At 45.8% G+C, this 21,032-nt stretch carries 16 protein-coding genes, 1 tRNA gene and 4 pseudogenes; 15 read left to right on the top strand and 6 right to left on the bottom strand.

The features are described 5' to 3' along the window. Positions 1-40 precede the first annotated feature (40 nt). Positions 41-2,541: pseudogene (locus DW996_RS08910) on the top strand (glycoside hydrolase family 31 protein). A gap of 294 nt (positions 2,542-2,835) precedes the next feature. Beyond that, positions 2,836-3,330 carry a DNA-deoxyinosine glycosylase gene (locus DW996_RS08900; protein WP_118535468.1) on the top strand — a complete coding sequence of 165 codons (495 nt, stop codon included), beginning with the start codon at positions 2,836-2,838 and terminating at the stop codon, positions 3,328-3,330. Here the strand turns inward: DW996_RS08900 and DW996_RS08895 are convergent. Together DW996_RS08895 and DW996_RS08890 are read right to left on the bottom strand one after the other, a co-directional pair. Next, positions 3,305-4,240 carry a hypothetical protein gene (locus tag DW996_RS08895; RefSeq protein ID WP_118535467.1) on the bottom strand — a complete coding sequence of 312 codons (936 nt, stop codon included), beginning with the start codon at positions 4,238-4,240 and terminating at the stop codon, positions 3,305-3,307. The genes DW996_RS08900 and DW996_RS08895 overlap by 26 nt on opposite strands. Positions 4,241-4,265: 25 nt before the next feature. Beyond that, positions 4,266-4,634, bottom strand: coding sequence for a hypothetical protein (locus DW996_RS08890; RefSeq protein WP_118535466.1), 369 nt, complete (start codon positions 4,632-4,634; stop codon positions 4,266-4,268). A gap of 228 nt (positions 4,635-4,862) precedes the next feature. Between DW996_RS08890 and DW996_RS08885 the strand changes: the two genes are divergently transcribed. From DW996_RS08885 to DW996_RS08875, 4 genes are all read left to right on the top strand, one after another. Then, a complete protein-coding gene (locus tag DW996_RS08885) occupies positions 4,863-5,156 on the top strand; it encodes a hypothetical protein (protein WP_118281440.1) in 294 nt (97 codons plus the stop codon). 10 nt (positions 5,157-5,166) lie between these two features. After that, positions 5,167-6,573, top strand: a complete 1,407-nt coding sequence (locus DW996_RS08880; RefSeq protein ID WP_118535465.1) for a sodium-dependent transporter — start codon at positions 5,167-5,169, stop codon at positions 6,571-6,573. A gap of 42 nt (positions 6,574-6,615) precedes the next feature. Beyond that, on the top strand, positions 6,616-6,774 hold the full coding sequence (locus tag DW996_RS13020) for a hypothetical protein (RefSeq protein ID WP_158573040.1): 159 nt from the start codon (positions 6,616-6,618) through the stop codon (positions 6,772-6,774). Between the two features lie 83 nt (positions 6,775-6,857). Then, the gene (locus DW996_RS08875) at positions 6,858-7,271 is read left to right on the top strand and encodes an EamA family transporter (RefSeq protein WP_118535464.1); all 414 of its coding nucleotides are present in this window, start codon (positions 6,858-6,860) and stop codon (positions 7,269-7,271) included. A 149-nt stretch (positions 7,272-7,420) separates the two neighbouring features. Here DW996_RS08875 and DW996_RS08870 read toward each other — a convergent pair whose 3' ends face one another. The 3 genes from DW996_RS08870 to DW996_RS08860 are packed head-to-tail and all read right to left on the bottom strand — an operon-like array spanning position 7,421 to position 9,891. Further along, complete coding sequence (locus DW996_RS08870; RefSeq protein ID WP_118535463.1) at positions 7,421-7,948, bottom strand: energy-coupled thiamine transporter ThiT; 528 nt, start codon at positions 7,946-7,948, stop codon at positions 7,421-7,423. After that, complete coding sequence (locus tag DW996_RS08865; RefSeq protein ID WP_118535462.1) at positions 7,938-9,305, bottom strand: hypothetical protein; 1,368 nt, start codon at positions 9,303-9,305, stop codon at positions 7,938-7,940. Before DW996_RS08865 ends, DW996_RS08870 begins: the two co-directional genes overlap by 11 nt. Then, the gene (locus tag DW996_RS08860; RefSeq protein WP_118535461.1) at positions 9,286-9,891 is read right to left on the bottom strand and encodes a hypothetical protein; all 606 of its coding nucleotides are present in this window, start codon (positions 9,889-9,891) and stop codon (positions 9,286-9,288) included. The genes DW996_RS08865 and DW996_RS08860 overlap by 20 nt, the downstream gene beginning before the upstream one ends. Positions 9,892-10,001: 110 nt before the next feature. Between DW996_RS08860 and DW996_RS14860 the strand changes: the two are divergent. From DW996_RS14860 to DW996_RS08825, 6 genes and pseudogenes are all read left to right on the top strand, one after another. Next, positions 10,002-10,543, top strand: a pseudogene (locus DW996_RS14860) (stage V sporulation T C-terminal domain-containing protein). A 113-nt stretch (positions 10,544-10,656) separates the two neighbouring features. Beyond that, positions 10,657-11,825, top strand: a pseudogene (locus tag DW996_RS08845) (MalY/PatB family protein). Between the two features lie 46 nt (positions 11,826-11,871). Continuing rightward, positions 11,872-12,722: pseudogene (locus DW996_RS08840) on the top strand (DUF3737 family protein). A 105-nt stretch (positions 12,723-12,827) separates the two neighbouring features. Then, positions 12,828-14,810, top strand: coding sequence for a transglycosylase domain-containing protein (locus DW996_RS08835; RefSeq protein WP_243098732.1), 1,983 nt, complete (start codon positions 12,828-12,830; stop codon positions 14,808-14,810). A gap of 43 nt (positions 14,811-14,853) precedes the next feature. Continuing rightward, a complete protein-coding gene (locus DW996_RS08830) occupies positions 14,854-15,795 on the top strand; it encodes an ROK family glucokinase (protein ID WP_118281451.1) in 942 nt (313 codons plus the stop codon). 93 nt (positions 15,796-15,888) lie between these two features. Beyond that, positions 15,889-15,962: transfer RNA gene (locus tag DW996_RS08825), tRNA-Pro, on the top strand. A gap of 60 nt (positions 15,963-16,022) precedes the next feature. Here the strand turns inward: DW996_RS08825 and DW996_RS08820 are convergent. Continuing rightward, positions 16,023-16,586 (bottom strand): TetR/AcrR family transcriptional regulator, encoded by a 564-nt coding sequence (locus tag DW996_RS08820; protein WP_118281452.1) that lies wholly within the window; start codon positions 16,584-16,586, stop codon positions 16,023-16,025. Positions 16,587-16,888: 302 nt separating this feature from the next. Between DW996_RS08820 and DW996_RS08815 the strand changes: the two genes are divergently transcribed. The 3 genes from DW996_RS08815 to DW996_RS08805 are packed head-to-tail and all read left to right on the top strand — an operon-like array spanning position 16,889 to position 21,031. Beyond that, on the top strand, positions 16,889-17,374 hold the full coding sequence (locus tag DW996_RS08815; protein ID WP_118281453.1) for a MarR family winged helix-turn-helix transcriptional regulator: 486 nt from the start codon (positions 16,889-16,891) through the stop codon (positions 17,372-17,374). After that, the gene (locus DW996_RS08810; protein ID WP_118535457.1) at positions 17,374-19,131 is read left to right on the top strand and encodes an ABC transporter ATP-binding protein; all 1,758 of its coding nucleotides are present in this window, start codon (positions 17,374-17,376) and stop codon (positions 19,129-19,131) included. The genes DW996_RS08815 and DW996_RS08810 overlap by 1 nt, the downstream gene beginning before the upstream one ends. A 1-nt stretch (position 19,132) precedes the next feature. Then, the gene (locus tag DW996_RS08805) at positions 19,133-21,031 is read left to right on the top strand and encodes an ABC transporter ATP-binding protein (RefSeq protein ID WP_118535456.1); all 1,899 of its coding nucleotides are present in this window, start codon (positions 19,133-19,135) and stop codon (positions 21,029-21,031) included. Position 21,032: the final 1 nt, after the last annotated feature.

Raw genomic sequence — 21,032 nt, 5'->3', positions numbered from 1 at the left:
GTATGAGAATATAGAAAAACTATGGGAAAGGGGATTTACCATGAAGATTATCGAGAAATTATTGGGAATAGAAAAAAGGGGAGAGGCTTTTATCCTGTCTACCAATGCAGTGGAAATGCGCATCCTCTTTTTGACAGATGATATTGTGCGTATCCGCGCAGGCTTCGACGGGGATTTCACGGAGGAATCCTATTCACTTGTCATGACGGCTTGGGAGGACCGCATGGATGGCGTCTTAAAGGACTATCGCCACAGGATCACACCGGCAGACGCTGCCATGTCAGAGGATGGAGATAAAGTTATTTTGCAGGGCAAAAAATTAAGGATCGTCGTACAGAAAAATCCTTTTATCTTACAGATCTTTGATGCAGAGGCAGTCTTTTGCACGAGGATATCCCATATCGTGGATGGCTCTGTGACAGCAATGGACGTCGGATTCATACATGTGTTATGGAAAGCGCAGACAATTATTATGGATTTGGTGAGCGCACGGGCGAACTCAATAAACGTGAATCATTTATGCAGACAGCACCGGGAGATTGCATGGGCTATAATCCGGAAAAAACAGATGCTTTATATAAGCACATTCCGTTTTATCTGAAATTGAATGAAAGCACCAAAAAAGCAGTGGGATATTTTTATCACACAACCTGGGAATGTGATTTTAACATGGGAAGATCCCACAGCAATTATACCAAGCACCACAGCACCGTCCGCATGGATGGCGGTGACATTGATCTTTTCTTTATTGCAGGACCATCTATGAAGGAGATCGTATCACGCTATACCGATCTGACCGGAAAGTCTGTTATGCTTCCAAAGACGGCCTTAGGCTATCTGGGTTCCTCTATGTATTATCCGGAATTGCCGAAGGATGCGGATGATGCCATTGTAGGTTTTGTTGATACAGCAAAAAAAGAGCAGATTCCGATGGATGGTTTCCAGTTATCTTCCGGATATTGTGAAATTGATGCAGGCGAGGGTATGAAACGTTATACATTTACCTGGAATCATGATAAATTCAAAGATCCTGCAGATCATTTTAAACAGATGACAGAGCGTGGAATTACAGTTTCTCCGAATGTGAAACCAGGCATGCTTTTATCCCATCCTTATAAAAAGGATATGGAAGAAAAGGGCATGTTTGTCAAAGACTCTCAGGAAGATAAGCCGGCAGTCGGACTCTGGTGGGGCGGTATGGGAAATTATATCGACTATACCAAGGAGAGCGTGCGTCAGGATTGGAAGCAATATTTAAAGGAAAATCTCTTGTCTTACGGTGTGACTTCCGTCTGGAATGACAACTGCGAATACGAAGGGCTTGTGGATAAGGATGCCCGCGTGTTCTTTGAGGGAAAAGGGGCTACGATCGGGCAGGTCAAGCCGGTCATGAGCAACCTCATGTGTCAGTTGACGCAGGAGGCAGTACATGAAGAATTTCCTAATACCAGAGCCTTTGCTGTGTGCCGTTCCGGTCATGCAGGCATCCAGCGCTATGCGCAGACCTGGGCAGGGGACAATCTGACCTGCTGGGAAAGCCTGAAATACAACATCGCGACCATTCTTGGCATGGGACTTTCCGGTGTGGCAAATCAGGGCTGTGACATTGGCGGATTTTACGGCACGGCACCGGAGGAAGAACTTTTTGTGCGCTGGGTACAAAATGGCATTTTTCAGCCGCGTTTTTCCATCCATTCGACCAATACGGACAACACGGTAACGGAGCCTTGGATGTATAGCGGCACCAAGCATCTGATCCGCGATGCTATCCAGTTCCGCTATCGCCTGTCTCCTTATATGTATGCGCTCATGGCAAGAGCGGCAAAGACGGGTGCACCGATTATGGAACCGCTTGTGTATGCTTTTCAGGAGGATGCGCATTGCTATAATGAAGGAATCGAGTTTATGTTAGGTGATTCGATTCTGGTGGCAAATGTGGTCGAGAAAGGTGCGCGCGAGCGAGAAATTTATTTGCCAGAAGGAACGATATTTTATGATTTTTATACCAGAGAAGCTTATGAGGGTGGACAAACCATTGCGATTCCGGTCACACTGGAAAGCATTCCTATGTTTTTAAAGAGTGGCTCTATTGTGTCAATTGCGGAAAACCAGCTTTTTAATCTTGCGACGGAGAAAGTCAGGGAGTTAAAGATTCTTTGCGTACCGGATGAGGATGCAGCCTTTGATCTTTATGATGATGACGGCGCAAGCATGGACTATGAGCAGGGCGTCTACGCTAATATACATATTGAGATGAAAGCGGGAGAGCAGACCATACTTAACTTTGTAAAGACAGGAAGTTATGAAAGTCCGGTCGAGCGTATACATATTGATATGGTGCATCGTGAAAAGTCGCCTTACTGGGTTAGGGTTGATGGTATGGAAGTGCCACATTTTCTCAATCGTTCGGACTATGAGGCAGCAGAGAGTGGCTGGTACTATAGCCAGACCTTAAAATCTGTCCAGATCAAGTATCCGAATATCCACAGGGATTATCAGGTTGTAGTTTCCTTTGAAGCATTTGATCTGATTGGCATGTGAAAAGTTGGAAAAGTTGAAAAAATCGTAAAATCTGGTTGGAAAAGTTGAAAAAACAATGTATTATTAGGGTGAAAATGTCCATTTTAAATAAGGATAAAGCCATCAACAATGGCGCTTTGTTTGAGAATGTGGTGGCGCAGGAGTTGTTGGCAAAAGGATTTCAGGAGCATTACTTTAATAGCAAAAAGCAGGGAAAAAGGTGTATTTGCCTATCTATATGATTATGTTTCTGGAAGAGGAAACACTGGAACAGACCATATATCGTTTGGATTTGCATGGATTGGGGGAACACTCATGAATACAAATTATGAACACATCGTACATCCCTTTCCGCCCTTATATGACGAAGCATCAAAGATTTTGATTTTGGGAAGTCTTCCCTCAGTGAAATCCAGAGAGCAGATGTTTTTCTATGGGCATCCGCAGAACCGTTTCTGGAAAGTGATGGCTGCGGTATTACAGGTGGAAGTCCCAATCAGCATAGACGAAAAAAAGAAAATGCTGCATGAAAATCATATTGCACTTTGGGATACCATCTATAGTTGCGATATCATTGGATCGAGCGACAGCAGTATCCGCAATGTCACGCCGACAGACTTGCAGCCCATCATTGAGCGATCGCAGATCAAAAGGGTTTACTGTAATGGTGCAATCTCGGGAAAATATTTTAAGAAGTACCAGCAGAATGTGCTTGGTATGGAGGCGGTTACGCTTCCCTCCACCAGCCCGGCAAATGCGGCATACTCCGTGGAACGCTTGGTTTCTATCTGGAAGCAGATGCTGGAATGATCAGATCTGTATTTTTTAGTATGCGCGATGCATGGAGGATCATATAAAATGCCATGCCAAGTACGATAAGACTGATAACGCTACCACTAAGAGAAAGCATAAGATGGCGAAAAGCGAGAAAGGAAGCAGAATCCATCTGACCGAACTGGGTCAAGAGAGCAGTCTCTAAGGAAAGCATAGAGACAAGAGCGGCAGTCAGATTGATGACCTTGGATGCTGACATGACCGGACTGCCGAGTTTGCGGAAGTTGATGATGCTGACGATAGCCAGAATAACGGCATAAAAGGAATAAGCGGCCATGGCATAGACCAGCACACCCGGATAGACAAAGCCACCATCGTCCTGTACGATCAAGACAATAATGGCAACCAGTGCCTCATTCATGACCAGCAGCATACCACCACAGGCACGGTAGCGTCGCAACTCTTTTGTATAGTTAGCAGCAGGATTCTCTTTTTTCATGTAATGAAAGAGAAAGACGCGCATAAAGGCGAGCAGAAAATAGTAGATGGAGAGAGCAAGAAACCAGATGGATTGGTAATACAGTCCCAAGCCCATTTTCATGGCGGCATAGAGGATATTCATCAAAAATCCCTGCCCCAGATTGGCACCTGTGCGAAAGGAGACATCTTTCAGGTAACGGGAAATAAAGGAGTTGGATAGAAGGCGATGGATATGAGGCAACTCGCAGATGCCTTCTTTCCCCAGACGTATCATGCGGATGATACCGGAAATACATAGAATGAGTGCATAGGCAGACAGAAAATAGGCAAGATATGAGATGACATCATTGTCCGGCTGGAAAGCGAGTGCATAAATAACAAGCGCAAAAGACGGCAGGGCGATGATGACCGTTAAAAAAGGAGACAGACAGAAGATGGATTTCAAAATGTGTTTGAATTTCTGCATCTTTGTTTGTCTCCTTTGTTCATTATTATTTGAATCCTTTTAATACCGGAAGCATGCACATGAGTATCAGGATACCGATAATGCCAAGGACGATGCCGATGATGAAGTGTCCCCAGACCATAACCAGACTCATGCCAAGACCAAGAAGCATGGCACCAATGACACCAATCAAAATGGCACCCATGGTACGCTGGTCAACGGCCATCTTTGGCTTACCTTCCATTTTCCGCCATACAAACAATGTGATTACTAAAATGATAATACCGAGTATACCAAAAACAAGTCCCGGTGCAAAGGTATTCCATTCTTTGATCAGGGTCATACACATGCCGAGTGCAAAAAGCAGGCCTCCGAGTGTTCCCAACAGCATAGTTATAAATGTACTTTTTTTCATTATCATAAACCTTCCTTTCCATATTTCAACAATTTTTGTGTGTGATTACACGGTTGTTTGATGATGAAAGAATACACAGTTTCTGTTTCGCAAATATTTTTCTGATGTTAAAGTTTTGTTAAAGCGTATGGATCATAAACACAGGGCAATAGCGGAAAAAATTGCACTCAGGATGATTTTGTGGTATCTTCCTATTCAGAAGAATGAAAGATAATGAAGGAGGACGACATGGGAGAGATTCATAGTGTTGATGTAGAGGATGATCAGTTTGCTTATCGGTATGATACGCAGCTTCTGATCGATCGTAGAGATGAAGATCTTGATGAAGATGAGATCGCAGATTATATAACTGATCATTTTGAAGGAAATTGTTTGATCGCAGCAGGAGACGAAGATCTGATCAAGATACATTTTCACACAAATGAGCCGTGGAAGGTTTTGGAATACTGTAATAGTATCGGGGAAATCTACGATATCGTAGTCGAGGATATGATCCGTCAGTCCGCAGGATTGCACGGTTAAGAGACCTGCCATGAAGAAGAAAAGTAATTTTAGCGGTCAGATCGGGTTTGTTCTGGCAGCAGCAGGAAGTGCCGTAGGCGTAGGAAACTTATGGCGCTTTCCTTATTTAGTGGCAAAAGACGGTGGCGGTCTGTTTCTGATCATCTATATCGTTTTGGTGCTGACCTTTGGATTTACCCTGCTGACGACAGATATTGCGATCGGACGAAAGACAGGACAGTCCGCCATAGCGGCTTATGAGACTATGCGGCTGGGATGGAAAAAACTGGGTATTCTGACTTTCTGCGTCCCAATACTCATTATGACTTATTATGCCGTGATCGGAGGATGGATCCTCAAATATTTTACGGTCTATCTGACAGGCGATTTTGTGGCTGCAGCAAAGGATGATTATTTTACAGATTTTATCACAGACCCATCATCGGTCTGGTTTGGCTTGATCTTCATGCTGCTTACCGGCTTTATCGTTTATAATGGTGTTGAGGGCGGCATTGAACGATGCTCCAAATTTGTTATGCCGATCTTGCTTGTGCTGGTCATTGGTATTGCCATCTTCTCCCTGACTTTAAGATCAGGGGATGAGAGTGGAGCCGTGCGGACAGGTCTGGATGGACTCAAAGTCTATCTGATGCCGGATATGTCTGGGTTGACGCTATCGCGTTTCCTGCAGATTACCTTGGATGCTATGAGCCAGTTGTTCTTTTCCCTTAGCGTTTCCATGGGCATCATGATCACCTATGGTTCCTATGTAAAAAAGGAAGTGGATCTCAATAAATCGGTTGCACAGATCGAGATCGTGGATACCGGCGTTGCTATTCTTGCCGGTATGATGATCATTCCTGCCATCTTTGTATTTTCCGGTATTGATGGCATGTCTGCCGGACCTAGCCTTATGTTCGTGGCACTGCCAAAGACCTTTTACACCATGGGAAAAGCGGGCTATGTGATCGGATTGGTATTTTTCCTTTTGACAGCATTTGCGGCGCTGACTTCCTGCATTTCCGTTTTGGAAGCCATCACGGCAAACTGCATGGAAGTATTTCACACTGAGAGAAAGAAAACGACAGGCGTCCTTACCATCATTTACCTGATTGCAACAGCAGTGATCGCACTGGGCTACAGTGTATTTTATGTCGAAGTCAAATTGCCGAATGGCTCGACCGGACAGTTACTTGATATTATGGATTACATCAGCAACAGTTTCCTAATGCCGCTCATTTCGGTATTTTCTACCATATTGGTCGGCTGGATCGTCGGTCCAAAATGGATCGCAGAGGAGATGGAGCACCCGAACGGCAAGTTTTCCAGAAAGCATTTATACAACATTATGATCAAGTATGTGGCACCGGTCATCATGGTAATTCTCTTCCTACAGTCAACCGGACTTTTGGATCGCCTGCTTGCTGTGGTTGCTTAAACGAAGCATAGGAGAAAGTGGATATGGCGAAGATTATCTTTTTTGATATTGATGGGACGACCGGTTTCTCTGGCAACAAAAGACCGGGATCTGGTAGATTATTATGCCATTGCCAATATGGAAGTGGAGGTTGCCCAAGATTTTGCGGAAGTGCAGAAGCAGGAGATCTATCACTATTGCAAAGAAAAGCATTTTATATAAACGCTGTTCATTTGGAAAAATAGGCATATAATTATTTACAGATAAAAGGAAAAGTTAAATGTAAGTAAGAGGAGATGATTTTTGTGTGGGCAGTATTTGCAGTTCTTTCGGCAATGTTCGCAGCTTTGACGTCTATTTTGGCAAAGATCGGTATTGATGGAGTCAATTCCAATCTGGCGACGGCAATCCGTACCATGGTGGTCGTTGCTATGGCATGGGGGATGGTATTTTTGACCCATACACAGAGTGGGATCACGGAGATCAGCAAGAAGTCCTGGCTGTTTTTGGTCTTATCCGGTCTGGCAACCGGTGCATCCTGGCTGTGCTATTACAGGGCTTTGCAGATGGGAGAGGCATCTAAGGTTGTACCGATCGATAAGTTGAGCGTCGTTATCACCTTGGTACTGGCATTTGTATTTCTGCACGAGGAATTTACGGCCAAATCTTTGATCGGTTGTATCCTGATCGGCGTGGGCACACTGGTTATGGTCTTATAATCTGGACTGAAAAGTGATGGCAGATGTTCTGCTTTAGAAACATTCTAAGGTGTCATCCTCATCAATGTGCGTCGCCACATGTTTGATGTAGTAGATGGCATCTGCTACTTTTGGGACACATAAGAGGAGCAGGGAAAAACTGCCCTCGATCAAAAGATAACTGCTATCATAGACGATATTGTAAAATAAGTTGCTGAAAAATCCATCGCGGTAAGGCGGATAGAAAAGTTCTGCGGAAATGACATAGCAGGCGAGCATGGCGCTACGCCGATGACATATCCCATGCGTAATTTATATGGTTCCGCCTGGATCCGTTCGTGATCGTCAATCGTATAATCGTTCTTTTGCCCTCGTTCCTGTAGAAATCCACCCAGACAGAAAACACCATGTGCGATCGGGTATTCTAATAGGATAGACCAGATGTTGGGATTGATATATTCTCCGGTCAGATGGGTGATGCCCAAGCGGACAAAGCCAAATAAAACGGAGGCGATCAGACCATAGCGTGGTCCGTAGATAAAGGTCATAAGCCAAAGGATCATGAGGCTGAAATAGGTCAGACTTCCGCCCTGTGGCAGGACCAAAACTTTGATACTGGAACAAAGGACAGCCAGTCCGAATAAAAGGATGCACCAGAAGGGCTTATTGTTCCAAATCCCTTTTTCTTTAGATGTCATAGTCTTTTAACTCCTTTATATGCATGCTGCCTTTACGCATCTTGCTGCGCATACGGTTGATGATGATGAGTACCAGAACAAAGGAAAAGGTACCGCAGATGATCAGGGTAGAAAAGGTGCTGCCGGCGTATGTAACGTCAATTCCGGCTTTTTTGTAAAAACCTTCCAAGAGTTCTACAGCAAAATCCTGTACCTGGATTACGGCAAGGATGGTGGCAACGATGTTTAAGATGGTGCCGTTACGTTCTTCTGTCTGCGCGCCCTTTAACTCAACGATATGTTCCAAAAATTCCTGATGTTCGTAGTAGGTTTCTTTTAGTTCTTTATTGCCAAAGGCTTCCACGATACACTGGGCTTCCTGTTGTGTCCCCCAATACTTATAGTTGTTCTTTTCCCAGAAACGGACAGTCTTTCCGAAATTGCGGTAGAGTCCCAGGATCTCCTGGTGGGAAATGTCGCCGTCATTGGCCAGAGCATTGGAGATCTGCATATTGACCTTTTCGATCGAAGTATTCTGGAACATGGCGAGGATTACGATAAAGGCATAAGTTGCCGTGATATCAATTCTTTCTTCCATATTTTCAGAAAAGTTTTCCATGATACATGCGACGACCATTTCTGACATATAGACCTGATAATAGTCATACTGTGCATGATTGGTCTGACAGATCTGGGAAATATTGTCGCTGGCGATATGGAAATCCTGATGCTGGCTGTCGTAGGTTTCGCCCGCCATCATACAGCGAAATTCGTCTTCCTTTTCCGGGCGATCGGAAAGCAGGAGAAAAGCCTTGCCGGAACCGCATTTGAGCAGTCCGTATTTATACTTGAGGTAGTCGTATAGATCGACGTAGTCCGGGATGGCTGTATATTTTTTTGTGTTGATGCCTAAATATTGCCCGGCATCCTTGGGACAGGCGATCCACAGGCTTTCGTGGCTCAACTGATCCAGCACCTGTGTGGTGGAAAAATCTTTGACAGTATCTTTTGGCAGAACCACAGTAAGAATATACATATGGGTTGGCTGGTGTGCCGTCAGTATCAACTGGCAAGTAGATGTCCCGACCACATCTGGATCTTCCCCGTGCTTGGGATAGTCATCCGTAGAATGTAAAAATTCGTACTGTCCCAGATATGCCATTCGCAACTCATCCACAACCACGTTGTTGCATTCATATTCCAGATAAGATTGTAAATTGTTTAAAAGGCTTCGGGAGAAGTCATCAGCCACGCTTGCATATGCTGTCTGCTTATCTAAGGATGCCTGTTTTAAGACCCCGAGTTCGTCCAAACGCCAGTTTTTCTGATTGTCCGCCAGCGGGAGCATCAGATAAATATCATTTTCGTAATTGGCCATGTAATCGTAATTCCTTTTTCTTTAGTTTTTGGAGGTTTTGTTCCTCACAGACGTAAACAATGTTGCCATCCTCTCTTAAGATGCGCTCCTGTTCAAACTGCATGCGGTGCAGCGCCTTGCGCCCATCGGGCGATACGGCGGTTGCGGTGATGCTTGTGATCGGATAGCCGGAAGTTTCCAAGCGGTTCAGATAGTCGATCCAGCCGTTGGACAGATCCTTGATGGCATCGGTATCCTTGAAATCCGGGTGCAGGGCAATGGATATGATAAAAAGATCATTGCCGGTCTGTTTCAGGGGTTCTAACTCCTGCGGTCTGATATCGTCATCGCGGATATGCTCGCTTTGGTAGCGGATATCTTCGTAGAGCGCCTTGGTACAGGGGATAAAATTGATATATCCCGCCAGACGTCCGCTCTCGGTATCTTCGATACATACAAACTGTCGGGGATCGACCAGATAACGGGCAACCATGTTTTTCAGTTCGCCGACATAACCATCTTCTGCATAGACGATCTCGTCGATCTCCATGATGCGTTTCAGGTAATTTTCGTCAAAATCTTCGCCATATTGTAATTTAAAATTCATAAGGTTATAACCTTTCTGTTATTTTCTATTCATATCATAGCATATATTCTCATTTTTTCCACATACTAACGCAAAAGTGATAACACAGAAAATTTGGATGTTGGAGGAAGATGTTGATGAAAGCCACAGGTATTGTTCGGCGTATAGATGAACTGGGGAGAATTGTTGTGCCAAAAGAGATCAGAAGAACGCTGCGGATCCGGGAGGGCGACCCGCTGGAAGTTTATACGGACCGTGAGGGTGAGATCATTTTGAAAAAGTATTCTCCGGTGGGAGAACTGGCAAATTTTGCAGCCCAGTATGCAAAGGTGCTGGCGGAGACGACTGGTAAACTGGTCTGTATCACAGACATGGATCATGTGATCGCGGCTGCTGGCAATGGCAAGAAGGCATATGAGAACCAGCCATCACGGGAGAGTTGGAAAGCCTGATCGCAGGACGGCAGGATTATCATGCAAAAAAAGCAGAGGATGTCATTCCACTGGTTGACAAAGCCCAGACGGAATATGCCGAGCAGGCGATTGCCGTTGTCAATGTGCACGGGGATATCATGGGTGCCGTTGTCCTTTTGGGGCAGGATGAGATTTCTTCCCTGGAGATCACTTTGGTACGCACGACTGCCGAATTTTTGGGCAGTATTATGGAAGATTAGGACGGACATATAGAAAAATTCGTAGCCTTGTTATCCTATAGTTGTGGTATAGTATAAAGTGCTGATAAAATAGCAGGCAAACCTATATAGGTAAGGAACAGAGGAGGTTTACGATGAAGTACGATTTTGATCAAGTGGTAGACAGACGAAATACCAATAGTTATAAATGGAATGTAAAAGAAAATGAACTGCCGATGTGGGTCGCAGATATGGACTTTCCGGCAGCACCGGAGATCCGCAAGGCTTTGCAGGAACGCCTGGATCATGGAGTGTTTGGCTATGCCGATCTGCCGGAGGAGTGGTATGATGCTTATATCAACTGGTGGGGCAGACGCCATGGCTTTACGATCGAAAAGGACTGGCTGCTTTTTTCTACAGGAGTCCTGCCATCCCTTTCGTCCATTGTGCGCAAATTGACGACACCGGCGGAGAATGTTCTCGTCATGACACCGGTTTATAATCATTTCTTTTCTTCTATATTAAATAATGGAAGAAATGCACTGGAGAGCCTTCTGGTTTATGAAGATGGAGCCTATCATATTGACTTTGCAGATCTGGAGGCAAAACTTGCAGATCCGCAGACGTCCATGATGATCCTTTGCAATCCGCAAAATCCGGCAGGCATCATCTGGGATCGTGCGACCTTGGCGCGTATCGGAGAACTTTGTACCAAGCACGGTGTGCTTGTGGTTTCCGATGAGATCCACTGCGATCTGACCGATCCGGGCAAGGAATACATTCCTTTTGCGTCCGTAAATGAGACATGCGGGATAATAGCATTACCTGTATCGCACCGACCAAGACCTTCAATCTGGCAGGCTTGCAGACATCTGCTATCGTCGTGCCAAATCCTTGGATCCGTCATAAGGTATGGCGTGGCATCAATACGGATGAAGTCGCTGAGCCAAATGTATTTGCGGTGACAGGGGCTGTAGCAGCATTTGACCAGGGGGCAGACTGGTTGGATCAGTTGCGGAATTACATTTATGAAAATAAGAAAACAGTCGCAGAATTTGTGGAAAATCAGATACCGGATCTGTATCTGCTGCCATCGGAGGCAACCTATCTTTTGTGGCTGGATTGCAGTAAGATCGCGGCAGACAGTCAGGAATTTGCAGATTATCTGCGCGAGGAGACCGGACTTTTTGTTTCCCACGGTGTCCAGTACCGCGGGGACGGAAGATCCTTCCTGCGTCTTAATATCGCCTGCCCGAAAGCGACGCTTCTGGATGGACTGGCACGTTTAAAAGCAGGTGTCCTATCCTATAAAGAGCAAAGATAAGAAAGATAGAAATAAGAAGATAGAAAAGACAAAAGAGGTAGAAAGAATGAGTGATGTAAAAGAGATCAGACAGGCATATTATGAGGGCGAACGTTCTTTATTCGGTTCCCATCATGTCAACATATACGATACGGTATTCGGTGAAGGTGAATCGCCGCTCAAGGAGAGTTCCGACCTGTATTTAGAGCATGTATTGTTCCAGTGGAAATACCCGCTCTGGTATTGTAAAAATGTCGAAGTCAAGGACTGTACCTGGTATGACATGGCAAGAGCAGGCATCTGGTATACCGATCATATCAGCATGACCAATACGACCATTGAGGCACCGAAGAATTTGCGCCGCGCCAATGACGTGACCTTAAATAATGTATTTTTCCCACATGCGGAGGAGACACTTTGGAACTGCGATCATGTTGTCATGAACCAGGTCAGCGCCAAAGGCGATTATTTTGCCATGGGAACCGACAATATGGAGATCGATGGCTTGCATCTGGTCGGAAATTATAGTTTTGACGGCTGTCACAATGTGACTATCCGTAATTCTAATATCCTGTCTAAGGATGCTTTTTGGAACAGTGAAAATATCACGGTCTATGACTCCTTTATCTCAGGAGAATATCTGGGCTGGAATGCCAAAAATCTGACACTGATCAACTGTATGATCGAGAGCTTACAGGGTATGTGTTATATTGACAATCTGGTCATGAAGAACTGCAAACTTCTGCATACGACGCTTGCTTTTGAATATTCTACGGTGGACGCAGAGATCACCAGCAAGATCGACAGTGTGATCAACCCGACATCAGGCAGATCACAGCAGAATCCATCGACGAACTGATTCTGGAAAGAGATAAGGTCGACCCATCAAAGACAAAGATCATCTGTAAAAAAGACTAATTTTAATGCCTTGTGTCGTTTGGGGCTAACGTGTAAAATAAGAGCATGAAAAAACGCAGGAAAAAAACACGTTCCCAAAAGATATGGGGCTTTTTAAAATTTCAAATGATATTGATGCTGCTGGTGGTAGCGGCAGTGGCTTATTATTATGCGGGAGGCTATGCTGCCAAGGTCAGTGCCATGAAAACGGAGGCGGTCAGCCTGGTTTCCCATTCCTCCAAGGATACTTTCCGCAAGAACCAGACCAGTATTGCCTACGATGTCAATGGTACTACCCTGTCGGTGCTCAAAGGGGAAAAGGATGTCTACTACATAGAATACGAAGACATTCCTGTCTACATCAAGCAGGCAATCATCAGTACCGAGGATAAGCGCTTTTACAAGCACAAGGGAATTGATTACCGGGGCATTATGCGTGCCATGATCGCCATGATCCAGGACGGTGAGGTGACCCAGGGCGGAAGTACCATTACCCAGCAGTTGGCGCGTACGGTCTTTCTTTCCAACGAAAAGACCTGGGAACGAAAGATCGAGGAAATGTATATTGCGGTAGAACTGGAAAAGAAATATACCAAAGAGGATATTTTGGAGTTCTACCTCAATAATGTGTATTTTGCCAATGGTTACTATGGGATCGAGGCGGCGGCGCAGGGCTATTTTGGCACAGATGTCAGCCATCTGTCCCTTTCACAGATGATCTATCTGTGCGCCATTCCCAACAATCCGACCTTATACAATCCTTTGACCAACCCGGATAAGACGGAAGCAAGACGGGATCGTATCTTAAAATCCATGCTGGAAGACAAGGTCATCTCGGAAAATTCCTACGAGACGGCAAAGGCGGAAAAGATCGAGACGGTGCAAAAGGATGAGATCAAGAATAACTACGCGGAGACCTTTACCTATTATTGTGCGACCCGCGCGCTGATGGAACTGGAGGGCTTTGAGTTTCAGACGGTATTTTCGGATGATGCGGAAAAAGAAGCCTACGACCGCGAGTATCAGACGCTCTATGATGAATGTAATGCCAAATTATTTACCGGAGGCTACCGCATTTATACCTCACTGGATCTGGAGGCGCAGAGCCGGTTGCAGGCATCGATCGACTATATTTTAGGTGGCTTTGATGAAAAAAATGATGAGGGTATCTATACCTTGCAGGGGGCATCGGTCTGCATTGACAATACGACCGGCATGGTGCGTGCCATTGTGGGCGGGCGCAGTCAGGATGATGTCGAGGGCTATACCTTAAACCGCGCTTTTCAGAGTTTCCGACAGCCGGGAAGTGCGATCAAGCCTTTGATTGTTTATACGCCGGCATTGGAGCGGGGCTATACACCGGATACCATTGTGGTCGACGAACCGATCGAGAATGGACCGGTCAATGGCGATGGTACTTATTCCGGAGCAATGACCCTCCGGCAGGCGGTTGCCCTTTCCAAGAATACGATTGCCTGGAAGGTCTTTGAAGAGATCACACCGGAAGTGGGGATCTCCTATCTGGAATCCATGCAGTTTTCCAATCTGGATGCCAATGACAAGCGTCTGCCGGCATCTGTGGGCGGTTTTACCAATGGGGTATCCGCGCTGGAAATGGCAAAGGGATATGCAACGATCAAAAATGATGGCGGCTACCGCAATCCGACCTGTATCATCAAGATCACGGATGCGGATGGACAGGTGCTCTATCAGGCAGACCAGACCGCCAGTGTCGTTTATAAAGAAAACGCCTGCCGTCAGATGACGGATATGCTGCAGACGGTTATCACTTCCGGCACCGGACGGGGCTATTCACTTGGCAATATGCCATGCGCCGGTAAGACGGGAACGACCAACGATAACAAGGATGGCTGGTTCGTCGGCTACACGCCATACTATACGACCAGTGTTTGGGTGGGCTATGACATCCCAAAAGAAGTGCCGGGACTGGGCGGCGGCACCTATCCGGGCAAGATCTGGTATGCCTTTATGTCCTGGCTGCATGAGGGATTGGAGCCGATCGACTTTGTGCATCCGCTGGATCAGACCCTGACCGATATGGGACAGACGGATACAACAGAAAATGCCTTGCCAGAGACGGGCGAATGACATACAATGAAAGGCATGAGTGAGAAAGACGGAGGAAGATAGCATGAAAAAATACGGATTTGGCGCAGACGTAGGCGGAACTACGATCAAAATGGGACTTTTCGAGATGGATGGCACCTTAGTGGAAAAGTGGGAGATCCCGACAGATACGACAGAAAAAGGCGCACACATCTTACAGGATATCGCAGCCACAGTACATGGCAAGATGGTAGAAAATGATCTGACAAAGGATATGGTTGAGGGTATCGGTATCGGTGTACCGGGAGCCGTAGACAAGGATGGCGTGGTCAACCGTGCCGTCAATCTTGGCTGGGATATCGTACCGCTGGCTGAGGAACTGGGCAAGTTGTCCGGTATGAAAGTAAAAGTTGGAAATGATGCCAATGTGGCAGCCCTGGGTGAAAACTGGATGGGCAGTGGAAAAGGCTACAACAGCATTGTTATGGTAACACTGGGAACCGGTATTGGCGGTGGTATCATCATCGACGGCAATATCCTTACCGGAGCAAACGGAGCCGCAGGAGAGATCGGTCATATCGTTGTCAATGAGCAGGAGATCGAGGCGTGCAACTGCGGTCATTACGGTTGTATTGAGCAGTATGCATCTGCAACCGGTATCGTACGTATGGCAAAGCGTGCCCTTGCCGGAACGTCAGAAGACAGTAAACTTCGCACTTTTGGGGAAGCTGTTTCCGCAAAGGATGTTTTTGACTGTGCAAGAGCAGGAGATAAGGTGGCTTGCGACGTGGTTGACCAGGTCTGCGGTATGCTTGGCGCAACGCTGGCAAAGATCGGTTGCGTTGTCAACCCGGATGCCTTTATCATCGGAGGCGGTGTATCCCGCGCAGGACAGATTCTGATCGACGCTTTGCAGGAGCCGTTTAAGGCACAGGTCTTCCATGCCTGCAAGGACACACCGATCGTACTTGCAACGCTTGGAAATGACGCCGGTATCTATGGAGCCGTTCGTATGCTTTTATCTTAATGAAAAAAATTAGGAAAAAGGCTGGAAATTTATTTTTAGATGTATTATAATAGCAAGGCAGTTCGCGATAAGGACTGTCTTGCATATACAAGACGGCGCGTGGCTCAGTTTGGTAGAGCGCTGCGTTCGGGACGCAGAGGTCGCAGGTTCAAATCCTGTCGCGCCGATTTTAAAAACCCCACAGATTGTATCAGATCTGTGGGGTTTCGTTTGTCTATGTAAGAATTTTAGGCTTCTTTTTCAATGATGCCGCTGTAGCCTTTGGCAATGATCATGCTGGCGTATTCGATGAGTTCGTCGAGCGGAATCGGTCTGCCGTTCTTTAACCAGTTACGGTAGATAAAGGTAATACAGATTGAATAAGAACGAACGATATCCGGGTGCTTTGTCATCTCAAAGAACCTGGAAAAGGCATTGCTCTTTAACACAGCATCTGTGACATCCTCATAGAAGAAATAATAATGGGAATCACAGAGGAGTTTCTGCTGTACCTCATCACATTCATCCAGATAGTGATAAAAATTGTCGACACAGCCTGCAACATCCATCTGCTCTGCACTCATGCGGACATTTTGTAAAATGTGGTCTACGATCTCCTGCTCTACTTCTTTGACCAGATCGTCCAAAGAAGAATAGTGTAAATAAAATGTCTTGCGGTTGATCTCAGCCAGATCTGTCAACTCGGTAATGGAAATGTCAGAATAGTTCTTGGTCAATACCAACTCGTAAAATGCACTACGAATGGCTTTCAGTGTTCTGCGGACACGTAAGTCCTTGCTTGTGTGTTCCATTGGTACCCCTCCTGCATTTTGCAAATAATAATATAGGCATTATACATTATTTTGCCCAAATATACAACAAGTGAGTAGAAAGTATCATAAGAAAAAGAAATGTATAGAATCCGACAGGGGCTTATGGCAATTTGACCAAGAGATAAGGGAGAAAAAATAAGTTTTTGTAGAAATTATCCTCTTGCAAAGAAAAGGCAATCGCTCTATAATAGTTCGAAACCGAACAGTTCAGAAACGAACAGTTTGGCATTGAACTATTAACAAAGATTAAGAAACGGGTGCTTGGCATCAAGGAGGAGAAAGTGAGAAATGAAGAACAGATAGGCTATCAGATCAAAGAATTAAGTCGTCTTTTGGATAAGAATATCTGGCAGAAAAGCATCCTGAATGCCGGTGTGGATACGGTCACAGCCACACATGGCTGGATGATCGGTTATCTTTATCATCACAGGGATCGGGAGATTTTTCAAAAGGATATGGAGGCTGATTTTCATATGGCAAAGTCCTCTGTGACAGCAGCCTTACAGAGTCTTGAGAAGAACGGTTACATCAAGCGTGTTTCTGTGGAGCGGGATGCCCGTCTGAAAAAGATTGAACTGACCGAGGCCGGGATTAAGTTCCATGACAATATTGAGATCAGTATTGACAGCATGGAAGAAAGACTGGTGGTCGGGCTGAGCAAACAACAAAAGAAAGATCTCTTTGCCATGTTGAGCCAGATTAAGAAACAACTGGAGGTGGAGATCGCTTCCGATGGAGAAAAAATAGGAAAGGAAAGGGAAAAATAATGCATGTATTAAAAACATTACTTGCACAGGTAAAAGAATTTACCAGAGATTCGATACTGACACCGATCTTTATGCTTGTGGAAGTGGCAATGGAAATGGTCGTCCCGCTATTGATGGCATCCATCATTGATGAAGGTGTCAACAAGGGAGATATGCACCATATCTTTGTCATCGGTGCTTACATGATCTTAGCGGCCCTCGTTGGACTCTGGGCTGGTATGATGGGAGGAAAATACGGAGCAAGGGCGTCTGCCGGATTTGCCAGAAACCTGCGTAAATCCATGTTTGCCAATATCCAGACCTTCTCCTTTGAGAATATCGATAAATATTCTACGGCGGGTCTGGTCACCAGACTGACAACCGATGTGACAAACTTACAGAACTCTTATCAGATGATCCTGCGTATGGGTATGCGTGCACCTGCAAGTCTGATCGTTGCCATGATCATGTCCTTTTACATCAGCCCGCGTCTGGCAAGTGTATATCTGATCGCAGTTTTGATTCTTGCTTGTGTCCTCTTTTTGATCATTTCACGCGTGACCAAGATCTTCGATTATGTATTTAAGAAATATGATGACTTGAATGCCAGCGTGCAGGAAAATATTTCCGGTATCCGTGTTGTTAAGGCATATGTGCGAGAAGATTTTGAAAAAGAAAAATTTCAGAAGGCAAGTGGAAATATCTACAAGTTCTTATTAAAAGCAGAACGTATCCTTGCCTGCAATGCACCGGTCATGATGACAACGGTTTATACCTGTATCCTGCTTATCAGTTGGCTGGGAGCAAAGATGATCGTGACCTCTACCTTTACCACAGGTGAACTCATGAGTATGCTTACCTATTGTATGAATATCCTGGGCAGTCTGATGATGCTCTCTATGGTATTTGTTATGATCACCATGAGTGTGGCAAATGCCAACCGTGTGGCAGAAGTCTTAAATGAAAAAGCAACGATCGTGAATCCGGAAAATCCGGTCATGGAAGTGCCAAACGGAGATATTGATTTCGATCATGTCAATTTTGCATACAAAAAGGATGCAGAAGAATTTGTGTTGGAAGATATCGACCTTCATATTAAACGTGGTGAGACCATCGGCGTTTTGGGTGGAACCGGTAGTGCCAAATCTACACTGGTCAACCTGATCTCGCGTCTGTATGATGTGACGGAAGGAAAAGTCCGGGTCGGCGATATTGATGTGCGCGACTACGATCTGGAAGTCATCCGTAATCAGGTATCTGTTGTTTTACAGAACAATGTCCTTTTCTCAGGAACCATCTATGAGAACCTGCGCTGGGGAAGTGAAAATGCGACGGACGAGGAGTGCCAAAAGGCTTGTAAACTTGCCTGTGCAGACGAGTTTATCGAGCGTTTCCCGGACGGCTATGATACATATATCGAGCAGGGAGGCAGCAATGTTTCCGGTGGACAGCGTCAGAGACTTTGTATTGCCAGAGCCTTGTTGAAGCAGCCCAAGGTATTGATCTTGGATGACAGTACCAGTGCGGTCGATACGGCGACAGATGCCAAGATTCGTAAGGCTTTCCGTGAGGAGATCCCGGGTACGACCAAACTGATCATCGCACAGCGTATCTCCTCCGTACAGGATGCAGACCGTATCGTTGTGATGGATAATGGCCGCATTGATGGCATTGGCACCCATGAGGAATTACTGGAAAGCAATGCGATCTATCGTGATGTATATGAATCCCAGACCGGCGGCGGTTCGGGCGATTTTGATGAGAAGGAGGGTGAGTAATATGCCAAGACAACAGGCGGCTCCGAGAGGCAAGGGAAGCCTCAAGGTAAACAAACATATTATGGGCAGACTGGCACGCTACATCTTTAAGATGTACGGCATCCATTTGATCATTGTTTTAGTATGTATTCTGGCAAGTGTGCTCTGTTCTTTGCAGGGAACCATGTTCATGCAGAATTTGATCGATGATTACATTACACCGATGGTCGAAGCACACAGTGTGGACTTTGGACCACTTTTGGCAGCAATCGGACGCGTGGCAGGCTTTTACGCACTGGGCGTGGTATGTGCCTTCCTTTACAACTTTGTCATGGCACAGGTGACACAGGGTACACTGCGCGCCCTGCGCGATGAGATGTTCGTTCATATGGAAGAATTACCGATTCGCTATTTTGATACCCATCAGCACGGTGATATCATGTCCATCTATACCAACGATATTGATGCCCTGCGTCAGATGATCAGCCAGAGTATTCCGCAGATGGTCAACTCCGGCGTCACCATTATCGGTGTTATCGTCTGCATGATCAGACTGAGTATCCCGCTGACCCTGGTCACACTTGGTATGGTAGCCATCATGCTTTTGGTGACAAAGTTCTTGGCAGGAAATTCCGGCAAATATTTTGGCAAGCAGCAGAGAAACCTGGGACGTGTCAATGGTAACATCGAGGAAATGATGAACGGCCAGAAGGTTGTCAAGGTATTCTGCCACGAGGAAGAAGCAATCGAAGAATTTAATGCCTTGAATGATGAACTTTTTGACAGTGCTTATCAGGCAAATATGTATTCTAATATGTTGGGACCTGCCAATGCACAGATTGGTAATGTCAGTTATGTGATCGTTGCCGTTGTCGGCGGTATCCTTGCTATCGGTGGATTTGGCGGCTTTACCCTGGGTGGTCTGGCAAGTTTCCTTACCTTTAATAAGAGTCTGAATATGCCGATCATGCAGGTCAGCCAGCAGTTGAACTTTATCGTTATGGCTATGGCGGGTGCAGAACGTGTCTTTGGACTTTTGGATGAAAAGCCGGAAGATGACGAAGGTTATGTTACTCTGGTCAATGCCAAGGAAGAAAACGGACAGATCGTTGAGACAAGCGAGCGTACCGGTATGTGGGCTTGGAAACATTACCATCAGGCAGACGGCACGACATCTTATGTAAAATTGGAAGGCGATGTGGTCTTTGATGATGTTGATTTTGCCTATGAACCGGGCAAGACGGTATTGCACAATATCAAGATGTTTGCGACACCGGGACAGAAGATCGCCTTTGTCGGTGCGACCGGTGCCGGAAAGACGACGATCACCAATCTGATCAACCGTTTCTACGATATTGCAGACGGCAAGATTCGCTACGATGGTATCAATATCAATAAGATCAAAAAAGATGATCTGCGTCATTCACTTGGTATCGTATTGCAGGATACCCACCTCTTTACCGGTACGGTGGCGGATAATATCCGCTACGGTAAACTGGATGCAACGGATGAGGAAGTGCATGCAGCAGCAAAACTTGCCAATGCAGACAGTTTTATTCGCAAACTGCCGAATGGCTATGATACGGTACTGACCGGTGACGGTGCTAACTTGAGTCAGGGGCAGAGACAGCTTTTGGCGATCGCTAGAGCAGCCATTGCAGATCCGCCGGTACTGATCCTTGATGAGGCGACAAGTTCGATCGATACGAGAACAGAGAAGATCGTACAGGATGGTATGGATAAATTGATGGCAGGCAGAACGACCTTTGTCATTGCCCATCGTCTGTCAACGATCCGAAACAGTGATTGTATCATGGTCTTAGACCAGGGACGTATCATTGAGCGCGGCAACCACGACGAATTGATCGCCGAGGGCGGTAAATACTACCAGTTATATACCGGAAAGATCGTGAACGCATAAT

The organism is Roseburia sp. AM51-8 (assembly GCF_003478275.1).
Lineage (GTDB): Bacteria > Bacillota > Clostridia > Lachnospirales > Lachnospiraceae > Pararoseburia > Pararoseburia lenta.
Note: the sequence above shows the minus strand (reverse complement) of the source record. Positions and strands in the feature narration are given on the sequence as shown.